This window comes from Flavobacterium sp. (assembly GCF_043778725.1).
GTDB lineage: Bacteria > Bacteroidota > Bacteroidia > Flavobacteriales > Flavobacteriaceae > Flavobacterium.
Genome location: NZ_JAYWFT010000138.1, coordinates 1 through 17,528, shown reverse-complemented (window position 1 = coordinate 17,528; position 17,528 = coordinate 1). Strand labels below are relative to the sequence as shown.

Below are 17,528 nucleotides of genomic sequence, written 5' to 3'. Positions count from 1 at the left end.
TTTTAGTAAATAAGCCATTTTGTTTTTAACGAAAACGTTGTAATTGCTTTATGCAAATTAAAAAAGCGACGAGAACATCATCGCTTTAAACAAACCAACTAAACTAATTTTAAAATATTATTTTTTAACTTTTAACCATCACAAATTAAAAATAATTAAATGATGGTTTATAATGGTTTACCTTTGTATTTATTTTTTTATCAATCTCATTATTTTTTGATTTTCATCTTGAAATACCACAACATTATAAATTCCTGAAGTGTAGGAAGCTCCAAGCTCAATATTAGAAACATGATCACTATCACCATTTATGGTTTCAACTAGTTTACCAAACATATCATAAACTTTAATTAGAATTTCACTGTTGCTTAGACCATTAAGTTCTAGTTTAAAATTTTCTGCAAATGGATTTGGATAAGCAATCGCCGAAAATTCAATAGTGCTGTCTTTAATATTTGGATTTATCTGTCTTAAAACTGAAGGACTCGTTATTGAACAAACTGGACCATAAGGACCAAAAACTCCACCAATTTCTAGACTTACATCTACATCATAACTTGATGAAGTAGAAATTCCTGAAAATTGATTTAGCGAAAATTTATTTAAAGTTCTATCTAACGTCGCACTATAACTTAACGCAGCATTGGTAAGTCTAAATCTATATTTAGTTGCACCAGAAACAACTGGAGTTAAAAGATATTCAAACTTATTAGCTACCAAATAATTGCATTGAGACGGTTGCAATTGTGTAGTTGGAAAATTTGGTGTAGTTATAGTACAAACTGGACCAAAAGGCATAAAAGTTGCATCTGTATTTTTAACTGCTACCTCTACATTATATGTTGTGCTATACTTTATTGAAGCAGCAGGAAACATATTCAGGGAGAAATTCTTTAATATTCTATCAATAGTTTGTGATAATCCTGTAGTTTGATCGGTAATCTTGAATCGGTAAGTTGTAGGAAAAGAGACAATATCTGCGTTAATATAATCTGTAATTACAGCAATGGTTGAGTTACATTGCGATGCTTGAACCTGAGTAGTAATTGTTGGCGTAGTAATAGTGCAAGGCAAACCGTAATAAGTGAGCCAAACATTATTTTTTTTAAGTGCGATTTCTATTTTATATGATGTATTGTACTTATATCCAGGAAAATCTGTAATTCTGAAAGCTCTTGTAGGTTTGTCAATATATTGTACTTGACCGCTAGACAAGTTGGTAGCTTTAATTCTATAACCTTGTGCAACGGCAACATTATCGGCAAGAATTTGATCATTAATAACATTCAGTGTAGATCCGCATTGTGAGTTTTGAACTTTAGTAACAAAAGCGTCTTCAAAACCAACGTTGTCTATATGAAAATTGGCATTGTTTGAATTTAAACCTCTAAACTCAATATAGTAATCTTCACTTGATGTAAAATTGTAGATACCATGCTTATTTGCATCAAAGCCATTAGGTAAATACAACTGAGATGTATATCCAACTATTGAAGGAAAAACCTCAGAGTTATCAGAGACTTTTTTAATCTTTACTGTTGAGAATCCTCCCATAGGCTGTAATCCTCCCATCATCATATCAAACTGATAATGGTAAATATCATATTTTAAAAAATAGTCTTTTGAAGCATCAACATGAAAAGCTGGTGATTTTAATATAAACTCTTGACCATTTGAATATGGAGTTAAATTATCAATTCTTAAATGACCACTTCCGTTTCCAATATCAGTATTGTAAGATACTCCCCAATATTCTGGATGTTCAGTAAGAACTGGAGTTCCTGAGCTAGAATTAGTAGTAAACCCAGTAATACTCCATCCATTTACATTAGAATTAAAAGTTCCATTAGTAATTGGAGTAAATTGTGCTTGTAAAAAATTTACAGCAAGGAATAGAAAAAGTAATTTAGTTTTCATAATTTGGGAATTTAATTAAAAGTAAAATTACACCAAACAAAAACCGCCACCTAAAACAATTAGGCAACGGTAGGTTTTAATTAGAAAGCGGTAAAAAAAGGCAGTTTTTAGTCTGAAATTGTAACTACAATAGTCACTTTATGACCTTTACGTAAAACATCTTTAAAGGCAGTTTCTTGAGTTATAGAAAAGGTTTTTTTAGGATAAGACTGTTGCAAAATTTCAATTCGCTCAGTAATAATAGAAATTCCTTTAGAAATATGTGTATCGTTTTTTAATTTATTTGAAGTAATTCCAAATCCATTATCGATTACTTCTATCATTAAAACATCATTTCTTAAATTAAAATTTAAATCTATTTTCCCATCTTTTTCTTTTAAATGTGAAACGCCGTGAAGTATAGCGTTCTCAATAAATGGTTGCACAATCATGTTAGGGATTTTACTGTTTTTTTTATCAATTTCTGAATCAATGGTAACAATAAAATCAAAGTTTTCAAATCTAGTTTGCTCCAGTTCAACGTACAATTTTAATCGGTTTATCTCGTCTTCTAAACTAATAAATGGCTCGGAAGCTTGCGATAAAAATAACCGAACCAATCGTGATAGTTTACCTAAATGTTCACTACTTTTTTCTTTTTGATTGCTATTTACAAAATACTGAATAGCATTGAGAGAATTAAAAACAAAATGTGGATTCATCATAGCAGATAATGCACTTTGGCGTAGTTCGGCAACACGATTATTGGCGTCAATTTCGAGCTGTTTTTTAGCTTTTATTTTTTTAATTTGGTGTTGGTATACTAAAAAAATGATTGCTAAAACAACTAAATTTGCTATTAGAATAAACCACCATTTTAAATAAAAAGGATATTCTTTTTGAATAGAAATGGTTTTAGTAGTCCAACTAGAATTTACATCTTTTACTCTAACAGAAAGTGCGTGATTTCCATAAGACAAAGATTGAAAATTAAGAAATTTATTTTGTGTTGTAACCCAATTCAAATCGTCAATTTTAAACTGAATTATTTGATTCTTAACAGAATTGAAATTCTGAATTCGCAATTCTATTTTAATCAATTCTTGTTTGGATGGCGAAACTATTTTGGTTGCAATTATTTCTTTATAATACAAATCTAACTTTGGCTTTTCGGTAGCAGCAAAAATTAAACTAGTTGCAATTTTAGCCAATCCATCTTTAGTTGCAACCAATAATTCATTATCAAATAATGCTACATTATAAACTTCATTATTGGGCAATAAATTATACTTGTTTACAACCCTATTTTTTCTATTTTTAACAATAAATAAACCCGAATTGGAACACAAAAAAACAACATCATTACTTACTTTTATTTTGTTCACGTTTTCAACTTTTGTTCCATTTATCATTGAAATACTATCAACAACTTTTTCATGAAATGTTTTATAAACCTTGCCTTCTGTAGCAATCCACATAGTATCTTTAACAAAGGCAAAATCTTGAATATAACCCTTACTATTTAACTTTAAAACACGCTTTATTACAAACTTGTTTTGGTCAAAAGTTCTAATGGTTATCTTTTCTGAATTATTGAAATAATAATCATTTTTATAGAAAACAACATTTTTAATTTTCTCTTTAATGTTAGAGTTTATCTGCTTTTTATTTTTATTTATTGAAATAGAATTTGTACCATTTAAAGAATAACTAATTCCTAAATCATATTTCAATAATTGTCGGCCTTGAACTAACAACATCTTTAAATTGGAATCCCATTTTGTACTCTGCTGCATCGCAAGATAAAAAATCGGAACCGAATTATACGTGTCAATTTTAATTTCAGAATTTGATTTTTTTAATAAATTTAACACCTCATTTTTATAATCATACAAACAGAATTTGGAAGAAACAAACAACGACTTAGTATCGGCAGCAATGGCAAATCCGTTAAAGAAATTGTTCTCGTTGGGAAACTGATAATACGAAATTGCTGTATTTGCAATACAAAAAAGTCCTTTTTCGTTGGTTGCAATCCACATTTTACCCTTGGAATCACAAAATAAGAAGTTAATATTATCCGTTGCATTCAATTCTAAATTTTCATTTATCGCAATCCATTTATTATTTTTTAAAATAAAAAGTCCTTTGTTTTGAAGGTTTAACCAACAATTGTTTTGCTTATCAACGACAAAATCATATTTGTAGATTATATTCTCAGAAAGTGAATTTGGAAGTTTAATTTTTTGAATAATTTCACCTTTAAAATCCGAAATAAATAAATAATTTTCATCTAACAAGCAGACATCATTTTTTCTAAAAATTACTTTATGAAGGAAAGAAACATCTTTTGGAACAGGAACTTTTTTATTTTTATAAATAAGAAAATTAGCTTCCAATTTTATTTCTTCATTATCCTGAACCAAAATTGGTGGTGCAATTCTCGAAGATTTAAAAACATTTCCTTCAGGCTTTTCAAGATTCCAATTATACTTAGTAATGCAATTGTAGTAATACGTTTTATTAGAATATCTGTTTTGCATTGTGTACAAATACAAATTATCTTTAGTATTTAAAAAAGCATTGGTTTGATTAGTAAATATTGAGGTTGAACTAATTTTATTGTTTTCAAATTTTTGAAGTTTACCATTGTAATTTATTAACCAAACTACACCTTTTAGATCAGTAAAAACAGCAACAATATATGGATTTATCAAACCATCTTTTACATTCAAAGTTTTAAAATCGTTTCCATTAAAAAAAGTCAATCCGTTGTCTGTTCCTAAAACTAAATTACCACTTTTATCCTCTGAAATTGAATATATTGAATTAGTTGGCAAGCCATCATCTGTAGTAAAATGGCTAAATTTGTACTGAATTTGTGCATTCAATACCGAATAAATTAGCAAAAAAAACAATACTATTGACTTATTCATTATTAAATTACTTTTTTAAAACATCGTTCAAAGGTTTGTAATTTCTTCTTGAAATTGGCAATTGTGTTCCATCATTTAATTCTAAAAATAAGGCTTCACGCGATAAAATCTTGGATGCATATTTTAAATTTACTAAAAATGATTTATGAATTCTGAAAAAATCTTGTTGTAAAATTTCTTCAAAATGTTTTAATGTTTTAGAAACCATAATCTTTCTGTTTCTGGTCATATAAATCATTGTAAGGTTGTCAAATCCTTTCAAGTATTGAATTTCGGCAATAGCAACTATCGATTTTCCTCCTTCATAATTTAAAGTAATAGTATTTTCTTGTGCACTTTTATCAATTTTTAATACTGCTTTAACGCTTTCTATCGCTGTTTTCAATTCTGATAACAAAATAGGTTTTAAGATATAATCAATAGCACCAACTCGCAAGGCTTTAATAGCATATTCCTCATGAGCTGTAACAAAAATAGTTTGAAAATTTCGCCTTGGAAAATGTTCTAGCAAATCAAAACCATCTTCAATTGGCATTGAAATATCTAAAAATAGTAAATCAATTAAATTATTTTCTAAAAATATTTTAGCATCAGCAACATTTTGAAACATACCCAAAACGGTAATTTCTGGAAAATTTTCAGTCAAAATAATTTCTAAATTTTTCAAATTCAGAATTTCGTCATCAACGATAATACATTTCATACTTTAGTATATATTTTTTAAAAATAGGAAAAAACAAACAAATAAGCTCCATTTATCTTAAAATATGTCAATTTGAGAAATCATCACCAACGAAATCGATATAATACTGAACTTTTTAAAAAAAATAGTATGCGCGCATATAAATATCTGAAATATATTTTATACTTTTACAATCTGAAAAATCTTTTAATTTATATAAAATGAAAATATTAGTTTGCATCAGCCACGTGCCTGATACTACTTCCAAAATTAACTTCGTCAATGACGATTCAGAATTCGATACCAATGGTGTTCAGTATGTTATCAATCCTAATGATGAATTTGGGTTAACAAGAGCCATTTGGTTTCAAGAACAACAAGGTGCAACGGTAACAGTTGTAAATGTTGGCGGTGCCGATACTGAACCAACGCTAAGAAAAGCATTAGCAATTGGCGCAAACGAAGCAATTCGTGTAAACACTCCAGCAACGGATGGTTTTTATGTTGCAAAACAACTAGCTGAAGTTGCTAAATCTGGAAATTATGATTTAGTCATTTGCGGAAAAGAATCATTAGATTACAATGGTGGAATGGTTCCAGGAATGTTAGCAGGATTATTAAACTACAATTTTGTAAATTCTTGCACAGAACTTACTGTAGAAGGAACTTCTGCTAAAGCATCTAGAGAAATTGATGGTGGAAAAGAAATAATCGCAGCTTTACTTCCATTAGTAATTGGTGGACAAAAAGGCTTGGTGGAAGAAAAAGACCTTCGCATACCAAACATGAGAGGAATTATGACGGCAAGAACTAAAGTATTAACGGTTCTTGATCCAATTGCAGCTTCGGTAGAAACTAAAGCAGTAAAATTTGAAAAACCAGCAGCTAAATCGGCAGTAAAATTATTTTCTGCAGACGATATAGACGGATTAATTAGCGCATTACACAACGAAGCGAAGGTAATCTAGTAATCAGTGTTCAGTTTAAAGTGTTCATTCTCAGAACTAAACTTTTAAACTTTTTTTAAACTCTTAAACTAAAAATTATGTCATTATTAATATATGCAGAATCAGCAGACGGAAAATTCAAAAAAGTAGCTTTTGAATTGGCATCCTATGCAAAAAAAGTAGCCCAATCACTTGGCACAACTGTAACAGCAGTAACGGTTAATGCAGGAGATGTTGCGGAATTAGCAAACTATGGTGTAGACAAAGTTTTGAAAGTAACTAACGATAAATTAGCCAACTTTAACGCCAAAGCATACGCAGATGTGGTAAAACAAGCTGCTCAAAAAGAAAACTCAAAAGTAATTGTACTTTCTTCAACAACAGACAGTTTATATCTTGCACCACTTGTTGCTGTTGGATTAGAAGCTGGATTTGCATCCAATGTTGTTGGTTTACCACTTTCAACTTCACCATTTCAAGTAAAAAGAACTGCTTTTTCGAACAAAGCTTTCAATATTACAGAAATTTCTACTGATGTAAAAGTATTATCAATTGGTAAAAACTCTTTCGGATTAGTTGAAACTTCTTCATCATTATCTCAAGAAGATTTTGCTCCAACTTTAAACGATGCCGATTTTAACGTAAAAGTAGAATCTGTAGAAAAAACAACAGGAAAAGTTACCATTGCTGATGCCGATGTAGTAGTTTCTGGTGGTCGCGGATTAAAAGGTCCAGAAAATTGGGGAATGCTAGAAGAATTAGCATCAGTTCTTGGAGCTGCAACTGCTTGTTCTAAACCAGTTTCAGATCTTGGATGGCGTCCTCACAGCGAACACGTTGGACAAACAGGAAAACCAGTAGCAACTAATTTATACATTGCTGTAGGAATTTCTGGAGCAATCCAACACATTGCTGGTATCAATTCATCTAAAGTAAAAGTTGTAATCAACAGTGATCCAGAAGCACCTTTCTTTAAAGTTGCCGATTACGGAATTGTTGGCGATGCTTTCGATATTGTACCGCGTTTAACCGCTAAATTAAAAGAATTTAAAGCTAGTAATAGCTAAAAATATAACTAACTCAAATTTGAAAAAGCTATCTAAAGAAATTTTAGGTAGCTTTTTTCATAAATCCATTTTTAGAAGCGAAACTTTTTTGTTACTTTGCAGTCGCAATTCCTGCTATCCGTTGCAATCTTTTAAATTGGTCATTGCGAGAACCTCAATGACCAATTTAAAAGGATTTCCACTCCTATCAGGGCTAAATAGCAAACTGTATTGAATAGAAATCAGTTTTCAATACACATTCATAAAAACAAGAAACTTAGTGACTTTGCGCCTTTGTGTCAAAACAATATAATATGAGTTTAGTAAAACTAACAATAAAAGGAATATCTTACAGTCAAACTCAAAATGGTGCCTACGCATTAATTTTGAACGAAGTTGATGGCGAACGAAAACTACCAATCGTTATTGGAGCATTCGAAGCACAATCTATTGCAATCGCTCTAGAAAAAGAAATAAAACCACCTCGTCCATTAACCCATGATTTATTTAAAAGTTTCGCCGATAGATTTGACATCGTTGTAAAACAAGTTATTATTCACAAATTGGTTGATGGTGTTTTTTACTCAAGCATCATTTGCGAAAGAGATAAAATTGAAGAAATAATTGATGCGAGAACTTCAGATGCTATTGCTTTGGCATTACGTTTTCAAGCACCAATTTTTACCTATAAAAACATTCTAGACAAAGCTGGAATTTATTTAAACGCCAATCCATCAGAAACTGAAAACAATGAAGATGAAGGCGTACTTTCAACTCCAGAAACCTTTGGCATGGAATCTGATGATCAAAAATCAAATGAAGGATACAACAAATTTAGTTTATCAGAACTTCATGAGTTTCTAGAAATGGCAGTTCAAGAAGAAGACTACGAAAAAGCAGCACGAATTAGAGACGAAATTTCTAAACGAGAGTCGTAAACAGTTTGAATGTTCCGAGTTTCGGGTTACGAGTTAGAAACCCGCTACCAAAAACTCGAAACCCGAAACCCGAAACTTTTAAACCTAAGCAAAAGAAACAATACCACGATTTAGTAAAACACGTTTTAGAAAACGGAACTCAAAAAGGCGATCGAACTGGCACCGGAACCAAAAGTGTTTTTGGCTACCAAATGCGTTTTAATTTAGCAGAAGGTTTTCCTATGGTAACTACTAAAAAGTTGCATTTAAAATCTATTGTTTACGAATTACTTTGGTTCTTGAAAGGCGCTACTAATATTGGTTATTTAAAAGAAAACGGCGTTAAAATTTGGGACGATTGGGCAAACGAAAATGGCGATTTAGGTCCAGTTTACGGTCACCAATGGCGCAATTGGAACAGTGAAGAAATTGATCAAATTACAGAATTAATTGACACTTTAAAAACCAATCCTAACAGCAGACGCATGTTGGTTTCTGCCTGGAATCCTTCGGTTTTACCAGATACGACCAAATCATTTGCAGAAAATATCGAAAACGGAAAAGTAGCTTTGCCTCCATGTCACGCTTTCTTTCAATTTTATGTTTCAGAAGGAAAATTATCCTGTCAATTGTACCAACGAAGTGCCGATATTTTTCTTGGCGTTCCATTCAACATAGCATCTTACGCTTTATTCACCATGATGATTGCACAAGTTTGTGATTTACAAGTAGGCGAATTCATTCACACCTTTGGCGACGCACATATTTACAACAATCATTTTGAGCAATTAGAATTACAATTATCTCGTGAACCAAAACCACTTCCAAAAATGATTTTAAATCCAAATGTGAAGACTATTTTTGATTTTACATTTGAAGATTTCACCCTAGAAAATTACGATCCGCATCCGCATATAAAAGGAATTGTTGCGGTTTAACATTCATTTTATGAAAAAAATTATTCTCTTCTTTTTACTTATTTCTAAAGTTTCCTTTGGCCAAAAATCAAATGATAAAATTATTTATTTGGATTCATTACAAAATGAAGTTACCCTAGAAAACCAATATTATACAAAAATTGTAAAAGACTATTATTTAGAAAAAACGGAATACAAATACTTAACACTTTACAAAAGCGGTAAAGTAAAAGAAGAAAAAACTTTATCAGGAAAAGATGGAGGTTACGTAATAGGAGAAGAAATTAGTTACTATGAGAATGGAAATAAAAGTTCTTCAATACCTTATGAAAACAAGAAGCAAAATGGTAAAACATATAGCTGGTATGAGGATGGAAAATTAAAAGAGGAAGGTAAATTTGATAGTAATTATTTTTCTACTGGAAAACACTTCAAGATGATAAATTACTGGAATGAAAAAGGAGAAAAAATTGTAAGTGATGGAAATGGTTCAGTAGGTTTTAAAAATGAATATTACGAAGATAACGGAAACTACAAAAACGGCTATAAAGTAGGTAAATGGTCAGGAAAATCATTAAAAGGTACTTTTAGTTATGAAGAAATTTATTCTGATGGAGAATTAGTATCAGGAATTAGTACAGAATCTGACGGTACTAAAAATGAATATTCAATTTTAGAGGTAAAACCAGAGCCAGTTAAGGGAATGGGGCATTTTTACAAATACATTGCAAACAATTTTAGCGCACCAAATAGTGCGTACAAGAATAAAATAAAAGGCAAGATAGTAGTATCTTTCGTTGTCGATAAAGAAGGTGAAATTATAGAGCCAAAAATCATTAAAAGTCTAGGAACAGAATTAGATAATGAGGCAATAAGAATATTAACAAGTTACGACAAATGGAAACCTGCATTACAAAAAGGCAGAAAAGTAAGATGTTCTTTCAGTATTCCTATACAGCTTGACTTTACGAGATAAAAAAATCCGTTCAACAAAATGTCAAACGGATTTTAATACAAACTAAAACTAAATTTTATACTTCCAAAACGCTATTTTCTGCATTAGCAAATTCGTTCCAACGGAAACTATCAGCTTCTGGCTCGTTTACAAAAGCGCCATCAACAAGGTATTTAAATTCGAACGAATTATCTTTTGGCAATTCAAAAACTGCCTTGAAAGTTCCGTTTTTTAATTTTGATAATTCACCTTCGGCCGGATTCCAATTATTGAAATCACCTATTACTGCTGCGGTGTTTGCTTCTTTTGCTTCAATTGAAAAGGTAACTTTAACAACTGGTTTTGTTTTTATAACTTGTTTCTTGATAGACATAACTAATTCATTTATAGATTAATGACGCAAAGTAAAGCAATAAAAATGCACATTTAACATTGCGCAGCAGAATTGTTATTTTATTAAAATTGAACCTAAAATAATTTTATATTCTTAATTTATAAGCAGTTAAATTTGAATATTGAAACAAGAAAACGTTTTCTTACTAAATTATATCCAATTGTCATTTTTATATTTTCAAAAAAAAGCGTACCTTTAAATTCAAATTTTCGACTTATGGAAACCGAGCAACACGAAATGTATGAATATGCACGTAAAAGAATAAAGCAAAAAAAGAAGTTATATTTTCATTTTGTTATGTTATTTTTGGGCAGTATATTTCTCTTTATTGTCAATAAATGGATGAATATTGGCGAACCAATCAATTGGTATATTTGGGTTATCACTGCATGGTTTTTTATTTTTATTTTACATTTTATAAAAGTATTCATTACCGATAGTTTTATGAATAAAAACTGGGAACGAGAACAAGTAAATCGTTTAATGACCATGCAAGAAAAGAAAATAGAGCAACTTAAAAACGAAGTCGAAAATAAAAAAACAATTTAATGATTACTCTTATTGCGGCTGCAGGCCAAAACAATGCGCTAGGAAAAGACAACCAATTGGTATGGCATTTACCAGACGACTTTAAACGATTTAAGCAAATAACATCGGGTCATTATATTATAATGGGAAGAAAAACTTTTGAAAGTTTTATTAAACCGCTTCCCAATCGAACGCATGTTATCATTACACGCCAAAAGAATTATATTGCCGAAGGTTGTTTGGTTGTAAATTCTATTGAAAAAGCAATTGAAATTGTTCCAAAAGAAGAAGAAATTTTTATTATTGGTGGTGCCCAAATTTATACCCAATCTATAGATTTGGCTGACAAAATTGAACTAACTCGTGTTCATGCTAGTCCAGAAGCCGATGCTTTTTTTCCAGAAATAGATTTACAAAACTGGAAATTAACTTTAGAAGAAAAACACTTTAAAGATGAAAAGCACAATTTTGATTTTGATTATCTTACTTACAGTAAGAAGTAATTAGTTTGCTAAGATAGTTTTAGTGCCAAAACTTCGAGATTGTTTTTTGTTATTTGCCTTTTATTATTTGTACTTTTGCATCCTAAAAATTGCACAAAAAAAATGTCAAAAAACATAACACCTTACAAAGATTCTACACTAGGCAAAAAAGAGCAAGTAACCCAAATGTTTGATGCCATTTCTGGAAATTATGACGGATTGAACCGTGTAATATCTTTTGGAATTGATATTAAATGGCGTAAAAAGGTACTGGCTTTAGTTGCAGCAAAAAATCCAGAAAACATTCTTGATATTGCGACAGGAACAGGAGATTTAGCAATTTTAATGACACAAACCAAGGCAAAGAAAATCATCGGATTAGACATTTCTGCCGGAATGCTTGAAGTTGGTATAAAAAAAATTGCCGATAAAAAACTAGACCATATAATAGACATGGTTATTGGAGATAGCGAAAACATGCCTTTTCCAGACAATCACTTTGATGCAATAACAGTTTCTTTTGGGATTAGAAATTTTGAAAATCTAGATAAAGGATTAACAGAAATTTTGAGAGTATTGAAACCAAACGGAATTTTTGTAATTCTTGAAACCTCCAATCCTGTGAAAACTCCGTTCAAACAAGGTTATCGTTTTTACACTAAAAATATTTTGCCTATCATTGGAAAACTTTTTTCTAAAGACAATGTTGCCTATGGATATTTATCAGAATCGGCATCGGTTTTTCCATTTGGTGAAGCGTTAAACAATATTTTGAGAAAAAATGGGTTTATAGATGTTGTAGCAATGCCACAAACATTTGGAGTAGCTACTATTTATTCGGCATCAAAAAAATAATATGAAAAGACTGTTTTATATTTTATTGTTACTTTTAAGTTTGCAAAGCCATTCGCAATCAAAAGGCATATTTGCAAAAGATCCTATTATCAATCTAGAAAATTTCGATAAAAAAAGGATTTATTATGGATATTTCCTAGGTTTTAATACTTATGATTTCAAGATTGACTACCTCAACACTCCAGATGTTGACATTTTTGTAAAAAGAAATACCGGATTTAATGTTGGTTTAGTTGGTGATTTAAGGTTACAGGAATATATTAATTTACGATTTGAACCCGGATTATACTATTCACAGAGAAATTTAACCTACTCTGGATTTACAAAACAAATAGATAAAGAAAGAGAGGTTCGATCTACATATATTGATTTTCCTATTTTATTAAAATTTTCATCTAAGAGAGTTGGAAACGTTAGGCCTTATTTAGTTGGTGGTGTTTCTGCAACATTAAATCTTGCTAGTAATTCTAAATCTATTGACGATAATTATCAACAACGATTTAGGGTAAAGCCATGGACTCAAAACTATCAGATTGGTGTTGGTATTGATTTATATTTGGAATATTTTAAATTTTCTCCTTCTATAAGAGGTGTTTTTAGTATGAATGACGAATTAATTCGTGACAACGACCCAAACAGTCCTTGGACAGGAAACATTGGATCGATGAAATCTAGAGGCGTTTTTGTGAATTTTACTTTTCACTAAAAAAGCAATTTTTACTCCTTTCTTTTAAATTCGCTTAAGAAAATTGCCGTTGCAGTAGCAACATTTAAGCTTTCGGTTTGTTTTAAATTTCCAAATCTTGGAATTGCCAACCTATTAGAAACTAATTTTTCAAGAGTATTAGAAATTCCATTGGCTTCATTACCAAGAATTAAAATTCCTTGGTTGGGTAAATTTTCTTTGTACACATTTTTTCCGTCCATGAAAGTTCCAAACACAGCACACTTACTTTGTTGAATGTACAATTCCAAATCTACATAAGATATAGAAACTCTAGAAATAGAACCCATAGTTGCCTGCACAACTTTAGGATTATAAACATCTACGGTGTGTTCGCTACAAATGATTTGTTCTATTCCAAACCAATCACATAACCTTATTATTGTACCTAAATTTCCTGGATCACGAACGTCATCTAGTGCCACAACCAATCCTTTATTAGAAACAGGTTTAGATTTTGGAATTTTAAACAATGCCAAGCAATTATTGGGTGTAGATAAGCATGATATTTTCTTTAAATCGGCGTCAGAAATAACTATTTTTTTTGATACATTTATACTTTCAAAAATTGAATCGGTAACAAACAATTGTTCAAGTTCAAAGTTAGATTGAAGCAATTCTTGAATTACCTTTGCACCTTCGGCAATAAACAATTGATGAATTTGTCGGTATTTTTTCTGTTGCAAACTAGTTATTAGCTTTATTTGGTTTTTACTAACCATAAAAAAATGTACTTTTGAATTAAATTTTGAAACTCTTGAGAAATCGCATTACAAAAATATCATTATTTATTTTAATAGGACTTATTATTATTGGCTGTAATGCGACCAAACGTGTTCCTAATGGAAAACGGCTGTTGGTAAAAAATGAAATAAGCGTTAATGAAAAGGATTCTAAAGATGAAAACGTCTTTAGTCAGTTGTATCAAAAACCTAACAGTACCATTTTGGGTTATCGTTTGCGATTGAATTTATATAATTTAGCCAAGAAAAATGCCGATACTTCTTATGCAAAATGGTTAAATAAAAATCCAAACCGACGCAAAAATTTAGAAAAATTACTCTCTAAAAAGCAAGTTAATCGTTTGGGCAAATCATTTTTGGTCTCAGGATTTAGTAATTTTTTACAAAAAACAGGAGAAGCACCAGTAATTTTTGACACTATAAGCACAAAAAAATCATTAAAACGATTGGTATCCTATTATTACAATAAGGGTTTTTTCGATGTAAAAGCAAGTTATAGTAACGACACGACTGAACTTAAAAAAACAAATTTAAAATATAGTGTTGCACTTAACAAACCCTACATTATTGACAGTTTAAAAAGCACAATAGAAACCACTGCATTAGATTCGTTGTATCAAAGAAGAAAAGCAAATTCATTTGTTAAAACAGGAAAACAATATGAAACAGAAAATCTAAATAATGAAAGAAGTAGAATCACTTCTGATTTTAGAAATAATGGTGCCTATCTTTTTCAGCAAAACTACATTACTTATTCATTAGACACCATAAACACATCTAAAAAAGTTAATGTAAAATTGATTGTTAAAAATTATTCTTATAGGGAAAATGACACTACTAAAACTGCTCCTTTCAAGTTGTATAAAATAAGTAAAGTTGCCATATATACAGACCATTCACCAAGTAAAAACACAATTGAAATAAAAGACAGCTTGGCCTATAAAGACTTTATTTTATATGCAGAAAAAAAGATAAAATACCGTCCCAAAGCAATTACAGATGCTGTTTTTATAACCAAAGGAAGTCTTTATTCTGACAATAATTCTGGGCTAACTACTAAATATTTAAGCAATTTAAAAGTCTTTAATTACCCAACTATTCAATATCAAATTGACCCTAAAGACGATTCTAAATTGATAGCTTCTATTTTTTTAACACCCAGAAAAAAATATACTTATGGTGCATCGGTAGATTTTACGCACTCTAACATTCAGGATTTTGGAATATCGGGAAATACATCATTAGGAATACGAAATGTGTTTAATGGAGCAGAGACGTTTGAAATTGGTTTTAGAGGAAATGTAGGTGCATCTAGAGATTTAGCAAATCCTAACAATAATTTTTTCAATATTTCTGAAATTGGTATTGATGCTAAGTTGAATTTTCCTAGAATATTTTTTCCTTTCAATACAGAAAAAATTATTGCTAAGAGCATGATTCCTTCAACTTTATTCAGTGTAGGATTTGCGAAACAAAGAAATATTGGATTAGACAAACAAAACTTTACAAGTACATTTTCTTACAATTGGACACCAAAGAAAAATACTTCGTTTCGATTTGACATTTTAAATGTACAGTTTGTAAAAAACGTGAATATTGGAAATTACTTTAATATTTATCAATCGTCCTATAATGTTCTTACTATTTTAGCAACCAATTATGGTGCAGATCAAACCTATTTTGAAAACAATAAACTAAAAATAGAATATGGAACAAACGGATTTATAAATGATGTTTTAGGCAGCAACCCAACTATAAATCCATCACCAGAAGATTTAAAAACCATAAGAAGTATTGAAGAACGCAGAAAAAGATTGACAGAAAACAACTTAATTTTTGCTACAAGTTTAAGTTATTCAAAATCTACTAGTAAAGGATTTTTTGACAATAATTTTTATTCTTATAAAACCAAAATTGAATCGGCAGGAAACCTATTAGCAATTCTTGCAAGAGCATCTAAACAACTTGATAATCAAACTGGTGCCAACACCTTCTTTGAAGTTGAGTTTTCACAATATATAAAAGGAGAATTTGAGTTTATAAAACATTGGACTTTTAGCGGAAAAAAAATTGTGGCTATTAGAAGTTTCTCTGGTCTTGCCATACCGTATGGAAATTCTAAAAGTATTCCTTTCTCAAGAAGTTACTTTTCTGGCGGATCCAATGATAATCGTGCGTGGCAACCTTATAGTTTAGGCCCAGGAAGTAGCGGAGGAATTAATGACTTTAATGAAGCTAACCTAAAACTGGCCTTTAGTGCAGAGCTACGATACAATCTTTTTGGAAAATTTAATAGTGCCTTGTTTACAGACATTGGAAATATTTGGAACATATTTGACAATGTAGAAGATGAAGCATACAAATTTAAAGGTTTACAATCTATAAAAGAATTTGCAATAGGCACTGGAGTTGGGCTTAGGTACGATCAAGGACTGTTTGTAGTTCGATTTGACTTGGGTTTTAAAACCTACAATCCATCAAAAATTGAAAATGAAAGATGGTTTAAAGAATTGAATTTTTCTAAATCAGTATTAAATATTGGAATAAATTATCCGTTCTAATTTTAGAAATTATTACTTTTGTAATCTCAGTCTGAAATTTCTGAACTGAAATAACTAAAAACATAACCAAAAACATAACTACGAGATGTCACATAACATTAAACCTGGAGTTGCCACTGGAGACCAAGTTCAAGCAATATTTGCTTACGCTAAAGAAAAAGGATTTGCGCTTCCTGCTGTAAACGTAACAGGATCAAGCACAATAAATGGAGTTTTAGAAACAGCAGCCAAGTTGAACGCACCTGTTATTATTCAGTTTTCTAATGGTGGAGCTCAATTTAATGCAGGAAAAGGACTTTCTAATGCTGGTGAAAAAGCAGCTATTGCTGGTGGTATTGCTGGTGCAAAACATATTCACACCTTGGCAGAAGCTTATGGTGCAACAGTAATTCTTCATACGGATCACTGCGCTAAAAAATTATTGCCTTGGATTGATGGCTTGTTAGATGCTTCAGAAAAACATTTTGCAGAAACAGGAAAACCCTTATTTTCTTCTCACATGATTGACTTGTCTGAAGAACCAATTGAAGAAAACATTGAAATCTGTAAAACCTATTTGGCTAGAATGAGCAAAATGGGAATGACATTAGAAATTGAACTAGGAATTACTGGTGGTGAAGAAGATGGCGTTGACAACTCAGATGTTGATAGTTCAAAATTATACACGCAACCGTCTGAAGTTTCTTATGCTTACGAAGAACTTTTAAAAGTATCTCCAAGATTTACAATTGCAGCTTCTTTTGGAAACGTTCACGGCGTTTACAAACCAGGAAATGTAAAATTAACTCCAAAAATCTTGAAAAATTCACAAGATTATGTTCAAAATAAATTTAATACAGGTCCAAATCCTGTAGATTTTGAATAACTTAAACTTGTAGCAAAAATTAAGTTGTTTTCTGTCAATCTTTTTCTGCGTTCTTCAATACTTCTTATGGTTTTTAAATC

At 30.6% G+C, this 17,528-nt stretch carries 15 protein-coding genes and 1 pseudogene; 11 read left to right on the top strand and 5 right to left on the bottom strand.

Going from position 1 to position 17,528, the window contains the following annotated elements:
* Positions 1-189: 189 nt before the first annotated feature.
* The 3 genes from ACH2CG_RS13080 to ACH2CG_RS13070 form a co-directional block, all read right to left on the bottom strand.
* The gene (locus ACH2CG_RS13080; RefSeq protein WP_395065902.1) at positions 190-1,917 is read right to left on the bottom strand and encodes a T9SS type A sorting domain-containing protein; all 1,728 of its coding nucleotides are present in this window, start codon (positions 1,915-1,917) and stop codon (positions 190-192) included.
* A gap of 107 nt (positions 1,918-2,024) precedes the next feature.
* Positions 2,025-4,832 carry a histidine kinase gene (locus ACH2CG_RS13075; protein WP_395065900.1) on the bottom strand — a complete coding sequence of 936 codons (2,808 nt, stop codon included), beginning with the start codon at positions 4,830-4,832 and terminating at the stop codon, positions 2,025-2,027.
* Between the two features lie 7 nt (positions 4,833-4,839).
* Positions 4,840-5,535: a LytR/AlgR family response regulator transcription factor gene (locus ACH2CG_RS13070; RefSeq protein ID WP_395065899.1), complete on the bottom strand. Its 696-nt coding sequence runs from the start codon at positions 5,533-5,535 to the stop codon at positions 4,840-4,842.
* Positions 5,536-5,735: 200 nt separating this feature from the next.
* Between ACH2CG_RS13070 and ACH2CG_RS13065 the strand changes: the two genes are divergently transcribed.
* The 5 genes from ACH2CG_RS13065 (at position 5,736) to ACH2CG_RS13045 (ending at position 10,317) form a co-directional block, all read left to right on the top strand.
* Positions 5,736-6,482: an electron transfer flavoprotein subunit beta/FixA family protein gene (locus ACH2CG_RS13065; protein WP_395065897.1), complete on the top strand. Its 747-nt coding sequence runs from the start codon at positions 5,736-5,738 to the stop codon at positions 6,480-6,482.
* A 77-nt stretch (positions 6,483-6,559) separates the two neighbouring features.
* A complete protein-coding gene (locus ACH2CG_RS13060; RefSeq protein ID WP_395065895.1) occupies positions 6,560-7,528 on the top strand; it encodes an electron transfer flavoprotein subunit alpha/FixB family protein in 969 nt (322 codons plus the stop codon).
* Positions 7,529-7,821: 293 nt separating this feature from the next.
* Positions 7,822-8,445 (top strand): bifunctional nuclease domain-containing protein, encoded by a 624-nt coding sequence (locus ACH2CG_RS13055; protein ID WP_395065893.1) that lies wholly within the window; start codon positions 7,822-7,824, stop codon positions 8,443-8,445.
* Positions 8,446-8,450: 5 nt separating this feature from the next.
* Positions 8,451-9,362, top strand: a complete 912-nt coding sequence (locus ACH2CG_RS13050; protein WP_395065892.1) for a thymidylate synthase — start codon at positions 8,451-8,453, stop codon at positions 9,360-9,362.
* Between the two features lie 10 nt (positions 9,363-9,372).
* Positions 9,373-10,317, top strand: a complete 945-nt coding sequence (locus ACH2CG_RS13045) for a TonB family protein (protein ID WP_395065890.1) — start codon at positions 9,373-9,375, stop codon at positions 10,315-10,317.
* Positions 10,318-10,372: 55 nt separating this feature from the next.
* Here ACH2CG_RS13045 and ACH2CG_RS13040 read toward each other — a convergent pair whose 3' ends face one another.
* A complete protein-coding gene (locus tag ACH2CG_RS13040) occupies positions 10,373-10,669 on the bottom strand; it encodes an isoamylase early set domain-containing protein (protein WP_395065888.1) in 297 nt (98 codons plus the stop codon).
* Between the two features lie 237 nt (positions 10,670-10,906).
* On the opposite strand from ACH2CG_RS13040, the gene ACH2CG_RS13035 reads away from it, so the two are divergent.
* The 4 genes from ACH2CG_RS13035 to ACH2CG_RS13020 all read left to right on the top strand — a co-directional run bounded on the left by ACH2CG_RS13035 (position 10,907) and on the right by ACH2CG_RS13020 (position 13,261).
* Positions 10,907-11,239, top strand: coding sequence for a 2TM domain-containing protein (locus ACH2CG_RS13035; RefSeq protein ID WP_395065886.1), 333 nt, complete (start codon positions 10,907-10,909; stop codon positions 11,237-11,239).
* Entirely contained in the window at positions 11,239-11,721 is a 483-nt protein-coding gene (locus ACH2CG_RS13030; protein WP_395065884.1) for a dihydrofolate reductase, read from the top strand. Before ACH2CG_RS13035 ends, ACH2CG_RS13030 begins: the two co-directional genes overlap by 1 nt.
* A 102-nt stretch (positions 11,722-11,823) precedes the next feature.
* Entirely contained in the window at positions 11,824-12,555 is a 732-nt protein-coding gene (ubiE, locus tag ACH2CG_RS13025) for a bifunctional demethylmenaquinone methyltransferase/2-methoxy-6-polyprenyl-1,4-benzoquinol methylase UbiE (RefSeq protein WP_395065882.1), read from the top strand.
* A gap of 1 nt (position 12,556) precedes the next feature.
* Positions 12,557-13,261 (top strand): porin family protein, encoded by a 705-nt coding sequence (locus ACH2CG_RS13020; RefSeq protein ID WP_395065880.1) that lies wholly within the window; start codon positions 12,557-12,559, stop codon positions 13,259-13,261.
* An 11-nt stretch (positions 13,262-13,272) separates the two neighbouring features.
* On the opposite strand, the gene ACH2CG_RS13015 is transcribed toward ACH2CG_RS13020, so the two are convergent.
* Positions 13,273-14,001 carry a TrmH family RNA methyltransferase gene (locus ACH2CG_RS13015; protein ID WP_395065878.1) on the bottom strand — a complete coding sequence of 243 codons (729 nt, stop codon included), beginning with the start codon at positions 13,999-14,001 and terminating at the stop codon, positions 13,273-13,275.
* A 35-nt stretch (positions 14,002-14,036) separates the two neighbouring features.
* Between ACH2CG_RS13015 and ACH2CG_RS13010 the strand changes: the two genes are divergently transcribed.
* Positions 14,037-16,583 (top strand): BamA/TamA family outer membrane protein, encoded by a 2,547-nt coding sequence (locus tag ACH2CG_RS13010; RefSeq protein WP_395065876.1) that lies wholly within the window; start codon positions 14,037-14,039, stop codon positions 16,581-16,583.
* An 85-nt stretch (positions 16,584-16,668) separates the two neighbouring features.
* Positions 16,669-17,442, top strand: a pseudogene (gene fbaA, locus ACH2CG_RS13005) (class II fructose-bisphosphate aldolase); the annotation flags it as partial.
* Between the last annotated feature and the right edge of the window lie 86 nt (positions 17,443-17,528).